The following is a 14299-nucleotide window of genomic DNA, read 5'->3' on the forward strand; positions in this document are numbered from 1 at the left end:
GGCGGCTGGCCGGCGGTGGTCTCGGTGGCACTCGGGTCCTTCACCCTGGTGCTCTCCGAGCTGCTGCCGGTCGGCGCGCTGACCGACATCGGAGAGGACCTGTCCGTCTCCACCGGGACGACCGGGCTCCTCGTCGTGGTGCCGGGCCTCGCGGCGGCCGTGGCGGCGCCGGTCCTGACGGTGGCCTCGCGGGGGTTCGACCGCCGGCCGGTGCTGTGGGGGCTCGCCGCCCTCACGGCCCTGGCCGACCTGGTCTGCGCCCTGTCCCGCGACCTCGGGACGATGCTGGCCGGCCGGCTGCTGCTCGGCCTCGCGCTCGGCGGCTTCTGGGCCGTCGGGGCCGCGATCGCGCCCCGGCTGGTGGGGCAGGAGTCCGTCCACCGGGCCTCTTCCCTGGTCACCGCGGGCATCTCGGTGGGGACGGTGGCGAGCCTGCCGCTCGCGGCGCTGGCCGCCCGGAGCGCGGGCTGGTGGACGGCCTTCTGGGCGGCCGGTCTGCTCGGGCTGGCCGCCCTGGCGGCGCAGATCCGCTACCTTCCGCCGCTGCCCCCCGACGCGGCGGTCGGCTGGCGGGACCTGGCGGCGGTGCCGCGGATCCCCGCGGCCCGGACCGGACTGCTGGCGACCGTCTTCGTCTTCCTTGGCCACTTCGCCTCGTACACCTACATCGCGCCCTACCTGGAGCGGCACGCCCACTACGGCGCCGGGGCGGCGGCCGCGCTGCTGCTCGGGTACGGACTCGCCGGAATCGCCGGCAACTTCCTGGCCGCCGCCTCGCTCGCCCGCTCCGTACGGGGGACCGTCGCGGCGAGCGCGGCCGCCCTCGCCGCCGTGGCCGCCCTGCTCCCCGCGGCAGCGGACTCCGCGGTGCTCGTGGCGTTCCTGGTGCTCGTCTGGGGCGCCGCCTTCGGCGCCCTGCCGCTGAGCCTGCAGACCACGATGGCCCAGGCCGTGCCCGCGGCGCCGGAGCGCGGGCTCGCCGTGTTCGTGACCGTCGTCCAGGTGTCGCTGGCCGCCGGCTCGCTCCTGGGCGGCGTGGTGGTCGACGGGTACGGGATCTCCGCGAGCCTGGGCCTCGGGGCGGCGCTGGCCGCCTGCGCCGTCGCGGTCGTCGCGACGGTTCCCGCACGCCGCTCGCACCGAAGGCCGGAGCAAAAATCGGTGGTGTGAGCAGGGGCCTTGCCGGGCCAGCCTGGGGGGACAACGCGGCTCACCGGATGGCCGGTCGAGCGTTCCCCTCTGGAGGAGACATGGCTGTCCACCCGGGCGAGGTCTACTACAACCCGCGGTGCAAGGAGAAGATCGTCATCCGGACTCCCGCGGCGCAGACCGGCGGCGAGCGCGCGGTGATGGACCTCTACGTGGAGCCGGGCGGCTTCGCCGCCGGCTACCACGTGCATCCGTTCAGCCAGGAGATCTTCACGCTGGTGCGCGGCAGCCTGCGCGTGCACCTGGGCGGGCGCGACATCATCCTCGACGAGGTCGGGCAGACCCTCACGGTGCCGGCCGGCACCGTGCACCGCTGGTTCGGCAACACCGAGGAGGAGACCTCCTTCGCGGTGGTGGAACTGGTCAACCGGGCCGACCGCTTCGAGCAGCTGATCCTGCGCCAGCTCTTCGGCCTCGCCCAGGACGGCAAGACCGACGCCGAGGGCCGGCCGGGCCTGCTCCAGCACGCGGTGACGATGCGCGAGTTCTCCGACGTACTGCGCTTCACGGACCGTCCCTGGCCGGTGCAGCGCATGGTCAACGGCGCCCTGGCGCCGCTGGCCCGGATGCTCGGCTACCAGGCCTGCAACCCCGACTACATGAACCGGCGCCCGCTGGAGGTGGCCCAGCCGGAGGAGTTGCCGGACGTGGTCGCCGCGCGGCTCGGCGCGGTCGCCTGACGGCGGCCGGCCGGCGCCCGCCGACACCCGCACGTGAAGGACCCCGGTGGCCTGAGGCCACCGGGGTCCTTCATGTGCCGGGCCGACGGTCCGGAAGACCGGATCCGCGGATCAGAAGGTCTTGACGAAACCGGCGTCGACGGCGAAGTCGGCGCCCGTGGTGCTCGCCGAACGCGGGGAGGCCAGCAGCAGGATCGCGTCCGCGACCTCCTGCGGGGCGATGAGGCGGCCGGTGACCTGGCCCATCATCTGGGGGGCGATGCTGTCCATGATGCTCTGGCGGTCGGCGCCCGCCATGCCGGCGAGCACGTCGGCCGCGCCGCCCTCCTCGGTCCACCAGGCGGTGAGCACGGCGCCCGGGGAGACGGTGTTGACGCGGACGCCCTGGCTGCCGAACTCCTCCGACAGCGCCTTGGTGAGGTTCGACAGACCGGCCTTGGCAGCGCCGTACTCGACGTTGACCGAGGCGGGCTGACGGGCCATGCCGGTGGAGACGTTGATGATGGAGCCGCCCCCGCGCTCGATCATCTTGGGGATCGCGGCGCGGATCGCGCGGACCGCCGAGAACAGGTTGAACTCGAAGATCGACTGCCACTGGCCGTCGTTGCTGTCGAAGAAGCCCGTGCGGGGCATGGTGACGCCGGGCGGCGGGCCACCCGCGTTGTTCACCAGGATGTCCAGGCCACCGAAGTGCTCGACGGCGCGGGCGATGACCTGCGCGGGAGCCTCCGGGTCCGTCAGGTCGGCCGAGACGTGCAGCAGGTCCGGGCCCGCGAGCTGCTCGAGCTCGGGGGTGTTCTTGCGGGAAACGGCCACGACCCGCGCGCCCTCTTCGAGCAGCGAGCGGGTGACGGCCAGGCCGATGCCCTTGGAGGCACCGGTGACCACTGCGACGCGGCCGGAAAGCTGAAGATCCATGGTTTTCCTTCTCTTGATCGGGCCCTCACCCGGGAGGCAGGGGAGAGCTCTGCCGTGCGCTCTCACTGCTTTGAACACCGGGGGTTTCCATCGGGTTGCACGGGCCTCGAAGTGCAACCGGCGAACAGGGGGCGGGGTTCTGACCCACACACCCTCCCCCCGCTTCCCAGGAGTCCCCATGCCCTCGACCGAGCAGCTCGGCCCGCGCAGGGTGGTGGTCCTGGTCTCCCTCGCCCCGTTGCTGGCGAACGCCGACGCCGGACTCGTCATCCTGGCCCTGCCCGACATCCAGCACGGTCTCGGCATGAGCCTGGCCGGCGCGCACTGGGTGACCAACCTGTACGTCCTGCTGATCGGCGGGCTGCAGCTGCTGGGCGGCCGGCTCTGCGACCGGGCCGGGTCGCGGCGGCTCCTCCTCGCCTCGCTGGCCGCCTTCGGGGTCGCCTCGGCGTTCTGCGGCGCGGCGCCGAACGGGCCGGTGCTGCTGCTGGCCCGGGCCGGGCAGGCGGTCGCCGCCGCCGTGATGGTCCCGGCGGCCATGTGCATCCTGCTCACCCGCGTGGCGGCCGGGCCCGCGCGGCGCCGGGCGCTCGCGCTGTGGGCGGCGTCCGGGGGGATCGGGTCGGTCGCGGGTGTGCTGGGCGGCGGCCTGGTGGTCAGCCAGCTCGGCTGGCGCTGGGCCTTCCTGCTCAACGTGCCCGTCGCGCTCGGCGCGCTGGTCGCGGCCCGACGCCTCTGTCCCCCCGACCTCCCGACCCGGGCGCGCGGCTCCGCCCCCGACGTGCCGGGGGCCCTGTTCCTCGTGGGCTCCCTGCTGGCCCTGGTGTACGCGCTGGTGGGCACCGCCGACGGGGGGCCGGGGACGGCGACCTGGTCGGTGTTCGCCGTGTCGGGGCTGCTGGCCGCGCTGTTCCTGCGCCGGCAGGCGCGGGCCGCCGAACCGCTGCTGCCGGCGGTGCTGCTGCGCAGCCGCTCGCTGGGCGCGGGCGCCCTCGGCATCGTGTTCGTCGCGGCGGCCACCGGGCCCGTGGTGTTCCTCGGGAGCGTGTACCTGCAGGAGGTGCACGGCTACGCCGCCTGGGTGGCGGGCTGCGCCCTGCTTCCGGTGGTGGGCGGGGTGATCGTGGTCGGGCGGCTCTGCAGCCGGATGCTGGGCCGCCTGGGTCCGCGGGTCCCCTGTCTGACCGGCTGCGCCCTGAGCGGTTCCGGGCTGCTGCTGCTCACCCAGGTCTCGCCCACGTCCTCGTACGCGGCGGGGCTGCTGCCGGGCCTCGCGCTGGTCGGCGCGGGCCTGCCGTTCCTGTGGATGGCCTGCGAGACGGCCGCCGTGTCCGGGGTGAGCCGGTGCGCGGTGGGGGCGGCCGCCGGTGTGGTGCAGTGCGCCGGCCAGATAGGCGCCGCCGTCGGGCTGGCCCTCGCGGTGAGCGCGTACGGCGCGGCCGGCCGCGGGAGCGGCGGGCCCGCGGATCCGGCCCTGCTGACCACGGGTCTTTCGCGGGCGTTCTGGGTCTGCGCCGCCCTGATGGCGTGCGCGGCGCTCACGGCCCGCTTCGGCCTGCGCGCCGTACGGCGGGAGGCCGTCGAACCCGCGGGCTACGCGCCCAGCAGCAGCGGCGTGGCTTCGGACCAGCCGGCCGTCCCGGTGCGCGGCTGACCCACCGGGCTGCGCGGCAGCCGGGCCACGGCGTCCAGCGAGAGCCGCAGTTCGCCCTCGGTGGGCGGTTCCAGCCGGGGGTGGCCGGCCAGGATGTCGGTGATGAGCTGGTGGATGGCCGGGCCCGGGGAGGTTCCGAGCTCCTCGCGCAGGGTGTGGCGCAGCTGGTGGAACGCGGCGAGGGCGTCGGCCTGCCGGCCCGACCGGTACAGGGCCAGCATCAGCTGGCCGGTGAGCTGCTCGTTGGCGGGGTCCTGGTGGACGAGCGCGCAGAGCTCGGCGAGCAGCTGGTGGTGGCGGCCCAGCCGCAGTTCGGCGCGCACCCGCTGGACTATGGCCTCCAGCCGGTCCCGTTCCATGGCCGCGAGGCCGGCCCGCAGCAGCGGTCCGGCCGGTGCGTCCACGGGTCCCTGACCGCTCCACAGGGCGTGGGCGGTGCGGATCTGGAGGGCGCCGGCCTCCAGGTTGCCGGCGTCGAGGGAGGCCCGGCCGGCGCGGACCTGGCGCTCGTAGGCGTGCAGGTCGAGCTCGCCGTCCCGGACGGTCAGTACGTAGCCCTGGTCGCGGGTGACGAGCCGGCAGGCCGTGGCGGTGGCGGGGCCGGTGCCCTGCAGGATCCGGCGCAGCTGCATGACGTAGGTGTGCACGGCCGCGACCGCGCTGGGCGGGGGGCTGTACTCCCAGAGTTCCTCGACGAACTGGGCCATCGACACCACGTGGTTGGCGTTCATCAGGAGGAGTGCGAGCATCTGGCGGTGCTTGGGCGCACTGGGTGTTCTGTCCTCCCCGTTTTCAGTGACGCACATGGGCCCGAGTACAGAGAATTGCATTACCCCTCCACGGATATTCACCCGGCCAGGAACCCCTCGACCGTAGCGATAATCCGCCACCGCGCGATGAACTCGGGAACCACTTTGGCAACTTCGGGGCACCCCGGAGGGACATGCCATTTCTACAGAACGGAATTACTGGTTCTATCCCCTTGCCGGAAGTGGAGGGAAAGAGAACGCGCGGTCAATGCCCGGTGACGCGGGCCAGGAGCGCCGCCGGATCCCGGGGCGGCCGGTTGCCCCGCCAGGCCACGTGCTGGTCGGGCCGCACGAGGACCAGGTCCCGTTCGTAGAGCTCGCGGGCGGCGGGGTCCCGCACCCGCAGGACGGTGAGCGGGATCCCGCTCTCGGCGGCCGCGGCCTCGAGCCCGGAGGTGTCCTGGTCCAGGGCGCACAGGCTCAGCAGGGTGAATCCGGTACCCAGCCGGTCGTAGAGGGAGTCGCCCTCGCCCCGGCCGTCGCCCAGCCACAGGTGCGGGGCGCGGCCGCCGGGGACCCCGGACGGGGCGTAGGAGGTGAAGTCGTCGGGCGGCGCCGCGTCCCCGGCGGCGTCGACGATCGGTGACGCGTTGTAACGGGCGCCCAGCTGCACGCCGGTGGTGGCCATCGTGAGGAGTCCGTACTCGGAGAGCCGCGTGCCGGCCTTCTCCCGGGCGGCCGCCCCCTCGGCGGTGTCCTCTTCCAGGGCCGGCGGCCGCTCGATCGCCCCGAGGCCCACGTTCAGCTCGCGGGCGGCGGCCGTGTTCCGCAGGGCCACGGGCCGGCGTTCCGCCTCGTAGGAGGGCAGCAGCCCGGGGCCGGCCCAGCCCTGGACGGCGGCGGCCAGCTTCCAGGCGAGGTTGGCGGCGTCGTCGACCCCGGTGTTCATGCCGAAGCCGCCGTTGGGCGTGAACAGGTGCGCGGCGTCGCCCGCGAGCCAGGTGCGGCCCGCTCCGAACCGCTCGGCCACCAGGGCCGCGCCGGGGGTCCAGGCGCGGCGGCTGATGACCTCCACCTGCAGCGGAACCCCGGCGGCGCGGCGGACCAGGTCCGCGACGGCCTCGTCGTCCGTGTGGTCGGGGTCGGCGGAACTGGTCAGCAGGAAGAATTCGTCGGCTCCGTCGAGGGCGATCAGGTTGAGGGCGAGCTCGCTGTTGACGACCCAGTTGCTCCAGGCGGCCCGGTCCCGCAGGAAGCGTGCGCGCAGCCCCGGGACGCGCAGGTGCGCGGCGGTGGCCCGGCGTCCCAGCACGTCCTGGTCGAGGGTCCCCTCGCCGGTGTAGGCGATGCCCAGCGAGCGGCGCACGAGGCTGTGGCCGCCGTCGCAGCCGACCGCGAACCCGGCCCGCCAGGTGCGGGGTCCCCCGTCCGGTCCCTGCTCGGTGAGGGTGACGTGGCCGGGTTCCTCGGTGATCCCGGTGACCCGGTGTCCGTAACGCAGGGTGATGTTGGGCCGGGTCCCGGCCCGTTCCCACAGCAGCCGCTCCACGTACATCTGGTTGGCCCGGTGCATGGGTTCGGGGAGCTGGTCAGTCCGCTCCGAGGCCGCGACCTCCGCGCGCACGGCGTCGGCGCCGGGCCAGGGCAGGGAGGCCAGCAGGTGTCCGCCGTAGCGGGTGAAGAAGGAGATGCCGGCGCTGTGGCCGCCGGGCAGCCCCAGTTCCCGCACCCGGGAGGCGAGCCCGAGGCGGCGGTAGTGCTCCATCGTGCGGGCTCCGTGGGTGCTGCCCCGGGGTTCGGCCGGCACCGATTCCCCGGTGTTGAAGACCACCGACTGCACTCCGTGGCGGTCCAGGAAGAGCGCGAGGAGCAGTCCCACGGGACCGCCTCCCACGATGGCGACCGGTGTACGCGTGGGGCGGTCCATCGAACTGGCCTCCAGCCTGAGAACTCCAAAAGGGGCGCGTGGCATCCTCCGGCACGCTTCTGAAGGATTGATGGAAGGCCTGATAGGGAATTACGAGGATTTCCTCTCCAGAGGATCTTTAGATGCCACCTGGACACTCGTCGAAGGACCGGGCCCGACTTCCCGAAGCCCTCAGCGGAGTGTGAGGTATTCCATGTTCCTATTCGGCACGCACCGATCGGTGGCGCAACGTCTGCGCCTTACCGCCGACCGGGGACTGGGGGCGGGAAATTTCTTCTGGCACGCCTGGGAGATATCCCGTGACCGCGACCGTCCACTGCTGTTCCACCCGGACCCGACCCTGCCGGGCTGGGAGGACCGGGAGTGGCGCGGGCTGTCCCTCAACGACATCCGGCTCACCGTCATCCGGTACGCGCACTGGTACCGCGAGCGGGGCGTGACCCCTTCCTCCCACGTCGGCCTGTACACCCGCCACGGGCTCTTCGGCCTGCTGCACCACATCGCCGTCACCAGCCTGGGCGCGGCGGCCGTCCACTGCAATCCGCGCATGGAGTCCCGGACCGCGTCCGAGTACTTCCTGCGCACCGGGGCCACGCTCGTCGTCGGCGACGGCGATCTGCTCAAGGGCCTCACCTCGGCCTGGCAGACCTCGGGCGCGAGCGCCCCGGAGCTGCACGACATCCACGCCCTCGACACGGACGCCGTGCGACCGCCCGCGCCGATGGCCTCGTACCCGCACCGGCACGACGCCGACGACCTCGTGATGATCTCCCACTCCTCCGGGACGACGGGCCGCCCCAAGGCCCCGGTCTTCCACCACCGGTCGTTCTTCATCGGCAAGCGCGAACGGCTGTGGACCTTCCCCTCGTTGCGCAGCGACCGGCTGCTCACGGCGCTGCCGCACAGTCACTCGGCGGGCATCAGCTACCTGTCCATGGCCCTGCTGCTCGGCATCCCCACCCTCATCCTGGACGGCGCCGACGGCGAGCGGGTGACCCGGGCGGTCAACGGGTTCAAGCCCACCATCGTGCTGGGGTTCCCCCTCACCCTCGCCGAGATCGATCCCGCGGCCGTCCGTCCGGAGGCGGCGCGGCGCGTGCGCACCTGGAACGGCATGGGCGACGCCTCGCACGAGCGGCACATCCGCCCGCTCGTGGCCCTCGGCGGACCCGCCACCGGCTCGGTCTACCTCGACGGCCTCGGCTCCTCCGAAATGGGCATGGTCCTCTTCAAGGCGGCCCACACCGCGCGGAGCACGCACTACGGACGGTTCATCGGCACTCCGGCGAAGGTGGTCCGCAAGGCCGCGGTGCTCGGCCCGGACGGGCGCGAACTGTCCCCCGGGCAGGCCGGCATGCTCGGCGTCCGGACCCCGAGCGTCACCCCCGGCTACTGGGACGATCCGGCGCTGAACAAGGAGTCGCTGCTCAGCGGCTACTTCCTCACCGGTGACATCGTCCGCAAGGACACCGAGGGCAACTGGTACCACCTGGACCGCACCCCCGACGTCATCAAGGCGGCGGCCGGGGACGTGTACAGCCTGCCCCTCGAAGAGGTCGTCCTGAACTCCACCCGGGCCCTGGACACGGCGGTGGTCGCGGTGCCCGACCCGCGGCTGCCGGGCGCGTACTGCCCCGCGGCGGTCGTCTACTACGCCGACGGGGTCGAGCGCAGCGCCGCCGACCTGCTCTCCGTGTGCAACGCGGCGCTGGAGGCGGCGGGCCTGGCACGGCTCAACGCGCTGATCCTCGTCTCCGCGCGCGAGGACCTGCCGGTCGGGGTGACCGGCAAGGTCCTCAAGCGCGTCCTGCGCGAGCGCCACCACGACGTACTGAGCCGGCCGGCCACGAAGACCGTCGCCACGTCCGCGGACGGATCGCCCGACCGGCCTGCCGACCGGACCACCTCACAGGCCACCGACCGGACCGCAGACCCGTCCGGCACCAGGCCCACCGGCCCGACCGGCGGCCGCTCGGCCGACCAGTCCGCCGCCTGATCCCTCGTCAGCCAGCTGACCGACAAAGGACCGATCATGCCCGACCAGAAAGCAGTGCGCCGGGTCGTCGACATCATCACCGGGACGTGGCAGTCCCAGGCCCTCTACGCGGCGGTCGCCTTCGGCCTCGCCGACCACGTCGCGGCCGGGTACGTCACGGACGAGGCGCTCGCCGCCCGTACGCAGGCCAGCCCCGACGGCATCCGCCGGCTGATGCGGCTGCTGACCGCGATGGACGTCTTCGAGTACACCGGCGAGAACAACGCCGATCCAGCGGGGAGCTACCGGCTGGCCCCGGCCGGGGAGCTGCTGCGCGCGGACTCCCCCGGGTCCATGCGGGACATGGTCCGCATCTACGGCGAGGAGTTCCACCGGGCCTGGGGCGCGGTGGAACCTGCCGTGCGCACCGGTACCTCGGGGTTCCAGCACGCCTTCGGCAAGACGCTGCACGAGTACCTGCGCGATCCCGGGGCGGGTGCGAAGTTCCAGCGGGCGATGAACGCGGGGAACGTCTTCTTCTCCGACGTGCTCGAGGCGTTCGACTTCGCCGGCTGCCGCACGGTGGTCGACGTGGCCGGCGGCAGCGGCATGCTGCTGGGCACGGTCCTGCGGGCCCACCCGGAGCTGCGCGGCATCCTCTTCGACCAGCCGCACATGGTGCCCGTCGCGCGGGCCCACCTCGACGAGGCCGTCGGCCCGGACCGCTACGAGGCGAGGTCGGGCGACGTCTTCGAGGGCGTGCCCGGGGGCGCTGACGTCTACCTGCTCTCCCGCGTCCTCCAGGACTGGGACGACCTCCGGTGCACGACCCTGCTGTCCCACATCCGCGCCGCCCTGCCCGCGTCGGGCCGGCTGCTGATCCTCGAGCGGGTCATCCCCGACCACGGGGAGACCCTGCTGCCGCTCCTGTACGACCTGCACCTGCTCATGGCCGCGGGCGGCCGCGAGCGCGACCTCGCCGGGTACCGCTCCGTCCTCGCCTCGGCGGGGCTTCGCCTGGAGTCCGTACACGCCCTCTCCCTCGAGACCAGCCTGCTGGTCGCGGCCGTCGCGTGAGTACGCGCGCACCCGCCCCTTCCACCCGAATCGGAGTAGCCGGATGAGCCGCGGGGAACTCACGGTCTGCATAGTCGGTGCCGGGCCGCGCGGCCTGTCGGTGCTGGAGCGCATCTGCGCCCACGAGCGCACGTCCCCGTCCGGTTCCGCGCTCACCGTGCACGTGGTCGATCCCTACCGGGCCGGTCCGGGCAAGGTCTGGCGCACCGCGCAGTCGCGGCAGCTGCTGATGAACACGGTGGCCTCGCAGGTGACCGTGTACACCGACGACAGCGTGGAGATGAAGGGACCGGTCGAGGACGGGCCGAGCCTGTACGAGTGGTCCTCGGCGCTCGCCCGCTCCGGGGGCGGCGCGGCCGGATCCGCCGCCGGAACCGCAACCCACGACGGCGACGGCGACGGCGACGGACACGGTGGGGGCGGACACGGCGGGGGCGGCGGATCCGACGCCTCCGACGCCGAGTTACTGGCCGAGGCGCGCCGCCTCGGTCCCGACTCCTATCCCAGCCGCGCCCTCTACGGCCGCTACCTGGAGGAGACCTTCGACCGCGTGGTCGAGGGCGCGCCGCGGCACGTCACCATCCGCGTGCACCGGACGCTGGCCGTCTCCCTGGACGACGCGGCTCCCGACGACGGCGCCGCCTCCGCGGGCGCGGGCGTCCGCGCGTCCGGCCGGCCGCAGACCCTGCGGCTGGCCGACGGGACCCTGCTCACCGGTCTCGACGCGGTGGTGCTCGCCCAGGGCCACGTGGCGGCGAGGCCCACGGCGGACGAGGCCCGGACCTCCGAGGAAGCGCGGTCCTGCGGGCTGACGCACGTCCTGCCGGCCAATCCGGCCGATGCGCGTCTCCCGGATCCGGCCCCGGGAGAGCCCGTGCTGCTGCGCGGCCTGGGCCTCAACTTCTTCGACCACATGGCCCTGCTCACCGTCGGCCGGGGCGGCCGCTTCGAACGGGCCGGGGACGCGCTGCGCTACGTCCCGTCGGGGCGCGAGCCCACGCTCTACGCGGGATCCCGGCGCGGGATCCCGTACCACGCGCGCGGGGAGAACGAGAAGGGAGCGCACGGGCGTTACCTGCCCCGGCTGCTCACCCCCGCCCTGATCGCGGAGCTGGCCGACCGCGCCGTGGACGGCGAGCGGGTGCACTTCGGCACCGACGTGTGGCCGCTGGTCGCCAAGGAGGTGGAGAGCGTCTACTACGGGACGCTGCTGACCGCCGCCGGGCGCGACGGCGAGCGCGCGGCCCTCGTCGACCGCTACCTCGCGGCGTCGGCGGGCGAGGAGGAGCACAAGCTGCTCGAGGAGTTCGGCATCGCGGCCGCCGACCACTGGAACTGGGAGGACGTCTCCCTGCCCTACGGGCGGCGGGTGTTCGCCCACCGCGGCGAGTTCCACGCCTGGCTGCTCGAGCACCTGGCCGCGGACGTGCGCGAGGCGCGCGCCGGCAACGTCAGCGGTCCGCTGAAGTCGGCCCTGGACGTGCTGCGCGACCTGCGCAACGAGATCCGGCTGGTGGTGGACCACGGCCGGCTGGAGGGCAACTCCTACCGGGACGAACTGCAGGGCTGGTACACCCCGCTCAACGCCTACCTCTCGATCGGGCCGCCGGCCTCGCGCATCGAGGAGCTCATCGCCCTCGTGGAGGCCGGGACCGTACGGCTCGTCGGCCCGGGCATGCGGGTGCGGGTCGCCGTCGACGGCGCGGGGGCGGCGGCCTTCGAGGCCACCTCCGACCGGGTGGGCGGGGCGCCCGTGCACGCCCGGATCCTGGTCGAGGCGCGGCTCCCGGAGCCGGACGTGCGGCGCACCGAGGATCCGCTGCTGGCGCACCTGCTGGCGACCGGCCAGATCAGCCCGTACCGGATCGCGGGCACCTGCGGTTCGTCCTACGAGACGGGCGGGGTGTCCGTCACCGAGCGCCCCAACCGGGTGGTGGACGCGGACGGGCGCGCCCATCCGCGCCGGTTCGCCTATGGGATCCCCACCGAGGCGGTGCACTGGGTGACGGCGGCGGGCATCAGGCCCGGGGTCAACTCGGTGATCCTGGGCGACTCCGACGCGATCGCCCTGGCGGTACTGGAACTGCTCCCGACCGGCGACCGCGACCACGGCGGCCCCGACGCCGAGGACCTCGACGAGCCGGACTTCGACGACGCGGACTTCGACGACGCGGACCTCGACGGCGCCGGTCTCGACGGCGCCGGTTTCTCGGGGGCGTCGCGATGACGGCGGCCGGACCCGCCACCGGCGCGGACAGCGGGCTGCTCTCGCCCGTCCGCGCCGGCACCCCGGTGGAGGCCGCCGTCACCGACGGGGCCTGGCTCCAGGCCATGCTCGACGCGGAGGCCGCGCTGGCCCGCGCGCAGGCGAAGCTGGGCACTCTTCCCGCGTCCGCGGCGAAGGCGATCTCGGCGGCCGCCGATGCCGGGGCCTTCGACGTCCGGGCCCTGGCGCTCGCCTCCCGCGAGACGGCCAACCCCGTGGTGGGGCTCGTACGGGAACTCGGGCTGCGGGTGGCGCGGATCGACCCGGCGGCGGCCGAGTACGTGCACCGCGGTTCCACCAGCCAGGACATCTTCGACACCGGTGCCATGCTGGTCGCCCTGCGGGCCCTGCGCCTGATCCGGGCCGACCTGCGCCGGACGGCCGGGGCGCTGGCCGCCCTGGCCGCACGGCACCGGGACACCGCGATGGCCGGCCGGACCCTGGCCCTGCACGCCGTCCCCACCACCTTCGGGCTCAAGGCCGCCGGGTGGCGCGAGCTGGTGCTGCGGGCCGACGAGCGGCTGGCCGCGCTGGAGGACACCCTGCCCGTCTCGCTCGGCGGGGCCGCCGGAACGCTCGCCGGGTACGTGGAGTACGCGGCTCTGGAACACCCGGCGCCGGACGAACCCGGTGCCGAGGCGGGCACCAGCCCGGGCACGAACACCGGCGCCGAAACCGGCACCTCCCCCGGCACCTACGCCGAGCGCCTGGTCGACGCCTTCGCCGAGGAGACCGGACTGGCGCGCCCCGGACTGCCGTGGCACGCCCTGCGCTTCCCCCTCGCCGACCTCGCGGCCGCACTCGCCTTCACGACCGGAGCCCTCGGCAAGATCGCGGTCGACGTGCAGTCCCTGGCCCGGACGGAGGTCGGGGAGGTCGGCGAACCGGCCGCGGCCGGCCGCGGCGGTTCCTCCGCCATGCCGCACAAGCGCAACCCGGTGCTCGCCACCCTGATCCGCTCCGCCGCCCTCCAGGTCCCGGCCCTCGCGGGCGCGCTGACGCAGTGCCTGGTCACGGAGGACGAACGCTCCGCCGGGGTCTGGCACGCCGAGTGGTCCCTGCTGCGCGAGTGCCTGCGGCTGGCCGGCGGCGCCGCGCACACCGCCGTGGAACTCGCCGAGGGGCTGGTCGTCAAACCGGACCGGATGCGCGACAACCTCAAGCTCACCGGCGGCCAGGTCGTCTCCGAGCGGGTGGCGGTGGTGCTGTCTCCGCTGCTGGGCCGGGCCCGCGCCAGGCAGCTGCTCACCGAGGCCTCGCTGGCCGCCGACCGCGACGGCAGCTCACTGCACTCCGTGCTCGCCGCCCTCCCGGAGGTCCGGGAGCACCTCGGCGACGCGGAGCTGGCCGCGCTGTTCGATCCGGCCGGATACACCGGCGCCGCCGGGCTCCTCGTCGACCGGGCCCTCGGCCCGCACGCCCATCCGCACGCCCGCACCCTCACCCAGGAGTGACATGTCCCGCCGTCTGTTCACCTCGGAGTCCGTGACCGAAGGTCACCCCGACAAGATCGCCGACCAGATCAGCGACACCATCCTCGACGCCCTCCTCACCGCGGACCCCACGTCCCGCGTCGCCGTCGAGACCCTGATCACCACCGGACTCGTCCACATCGCCGGCGAGGTCACGACGAAGGCCTACGCGCCCATCGCGCAGCTCGTCCGCGACAAGATCCTCGCCATCGGCTACGACTCCTCCCTCAAGGGCTTCGACGGCGCCTCCTGCGGCGTGTCGGTGTCCATCGGCGCACAGTCCCCCGACATCGCGCAGGGCGTGGACACCGCGTACGAGAAGCGGGTCGAGGGCGATGAGGACGAGCTCGACAAGCAGGGCGCCGGCGACCA

11 protein-coding genes are annotated in these 14299 nt (G+C 73.9%); 8 read left to right on the forward strand and 3 right to left on the reverse strand.

Features of this window, described 5'->3' with window-relative positions:
• Positions 1-24: 24 nt before the first annotated feature.
• Positions 25-1170, forward strand: coding sequence for an MFS transporter (locus ACWF9Z_RS29640; RefSeq protein ID WP_453607011.1), 1146 nt, complete (start codon positions 25-27; stop codon positions 1168-1170).
• A gap of 80 nt (positions 1171-1250) precedes the next feature.
• Positions 1251-1889, forward strand: a complete 639-nt coding sequence (locus tag ACWF9Z_RS29645) for a cupin domain-containing protein (RefSeq protein WP_453607013.1) — start codon at positions 1251-1253, stop codon at positions 1887-1889.
• 111 nt (positions 1890-2000) lie between these two features.
• On the opposite strand, the gene ACWF9Z_RS29650 is transcribed toward ACWF9Z_RS29645, so the two are convergent.
• On the reverse strand, positions 2001-2807 hold the full coding sequence (locus tag ACWF9Z_RS29650; RefSeq protein WP_356650285.1) for an SDR family NAD(P)-dependent oxidoreductase: 807 nt from the start codon (positions 2805-2807) through the stop codon (positions 2001-2003).
• 178 nt (positions 2808-2985) lie between these two features.
• Between ACWF9Z_RS29650 and ACWF9Z_RS29655 the strand changes: the two genes are divergently transcribed.
• On the forward strand, positions 2986-4461 hold the full coding sequence (locus ACWF9Z_RS29655; RefSeq protein WP_453607016.1) for an MFS transporter: 1476 nt from the start codon (positions 2986-2988) through the stop codon (positions 4459-4461).
• Here ACWF9Z_RS29655 and ACWF9Z_RS29660 read toward each other — a convergent pair.
• Together ACWF9Z_RS29660 and ACWF9Z_RS29665 are read right to left on the reverse strand one after the other, a co-directional pair.
• On the reverse strand, positions 4401-5267 hold the full coding sequence (locus ACWF9Z_RS29660; protein ID WP_453607018.1) for an AfsR/SARP family transcriptional regulator: 867 nt from the start codon (positions 5265-5267) through the stop codon (positions 4401-4403). The genes ACWF9Z_RS29655 and ACWF9Z_RS29660 overlap by 61 nt on opposite strands.
• Before the next feature lie 208 nt (positions 5268-5475).
• Complete coding sequence (locus ACWF9Z_RS29665; RefSeq protein ID WP_453607020.1) at positions 5476-7137, reverse strand: FAD-dependent monooxygenase; 1662 nt, start codon at positions 7135-7137, stop codon at positions 5476-5478.
• Between the two features lie 220 nt (positions 7138-7357).
• On the opposite strand from ACWF9Z_RS29665, the gene ACWF9Z_RS29670 reads away from it, so the two are divergent.
• The 5 genes from ACWF9Z_RS29670 to ACWF9Z_RS29690 form a co-directional block, all read left to right on the forward strand.
• On the forward strand, positions 7358-9133 hold the full coding sequence (locus tag ACWF9Z_RS29670) for a class I adenylate-forming enzyme family protein (protein ID WP_453607023.1): 1776 nt from the start codon (positions 7358-7360) through the stop codon (positions 9131-9133).
• Positions 9134-9169: 36 nt separating this feature from the next.
• Positions 9170-10189 (forward strand): methyltransferase, encoded by a 1020-nt coding sequence (locus ACWF9Z_RS29675; protein WP_453607026.1) that lies wholly within the window; start codon positions 9170-9172, stop codon positions 10187-10189.
• 43 nt (positions 10190-10232) lie between these two features.
• A complete protein-coding gene (locus ACWF9Z_RS29680; protein WP_453607028.1) occupies positions 10233-12416 on the forward strand; it encodes an FAD/NAD(P)-binding protein in 2184 nt (727 codons plus the stop codon).
• Positions 12413-13909: a lyase family protein gene (locus tag ACWF9Z_RS29685; protein WP_453607030.1), complete on the forward strand. Its 1497-nt coding sequence runs from the start codon at positions 12413-12415 to the stop codon at positions 13907-13909. The genes ACWF9Z_RS29680 and ACWF9Z_RS29685 overlap by 4 nt, the downstream gene beginning before the upstream one ends.
• A gap of 1 nt (position 13910) precedes the next feature.
• Positions 13911-14299: S-adenosylmethionine synthetase N-terminal domain-containing protein (locus ACWF9Z_RS29690; protein WP_453607032.1), on the forward strand; the 389-nt coding region annotated here is incomplete at its 3' end.

The sequence above is a fragment of the Streptomyces sp. NPDC054961 genome (genome assembly GCF_053609145.1).

Excerpts from the sequence above, each read along its gene's own strand:
- ACWF9Z_RS29645 (WP_453607013.1), top strand. The coding sequence starts at position 1,251 with ATGGCTGTCCACCCGGGCGAGGTCTACTACAACCCGCGGTGCAAGGAG.
- ACWF9Z_RS29650 (WP_356650285.1), bottom strand. The coding sequence starts at position 2,807 with ATGGATCTTCAGCTTTCCGGCCGCGTCGCAGTGGTCACCGGTGCCTCC.
- ACWF9Z_RS29655 (WP_453607016.1), top strand. The coding sequence starts at position 2,986 with ATGCCCTCGACCGAGCAGCTCGGCCCGCGCAGGGTGGTGGTCCTGGTC.
- ACWF9Z_RS29660 (WP_453607018.1), bottom strand. The coding sequence starts at position 5,267 with ATGTGCGTCACTGAAAACGGGGAGGACAGAACACCCAGTGCGCCCAAG.
- ACWF9Z_RS29665 (WP_453607020.1), bottom strand. The coding sequence starts at position 7,137 with ATGGACCGCCCCACGCGTACACCGGTCGCCATCGTGGGAGGCGGTCCC.
- ACWF9Z_RS29675 (WP_453607026.1), top strand. The coding sequence starts at position 9,170 with ATGCCCGACCAGAAAGCAGTGCGCCGGGTCGTCGACATCATCACCGGG.
- ACWF9Z_RS29680 (WP_453607028.1), top strand. The coding sequence starts at position 10,233 with ATGAGCCGCGGGGAACTCACGGTCTGCATAGTCGGTGCCGGGCCGCGC.
- ACWF9Z_RS29685 (WP_453607030.1), top strand. The coding sequence starts at position 12,413 with ATGACGGCGGCCGGACCCGCCACCGGCGCGGACAGCGGGCTGCTCTCG.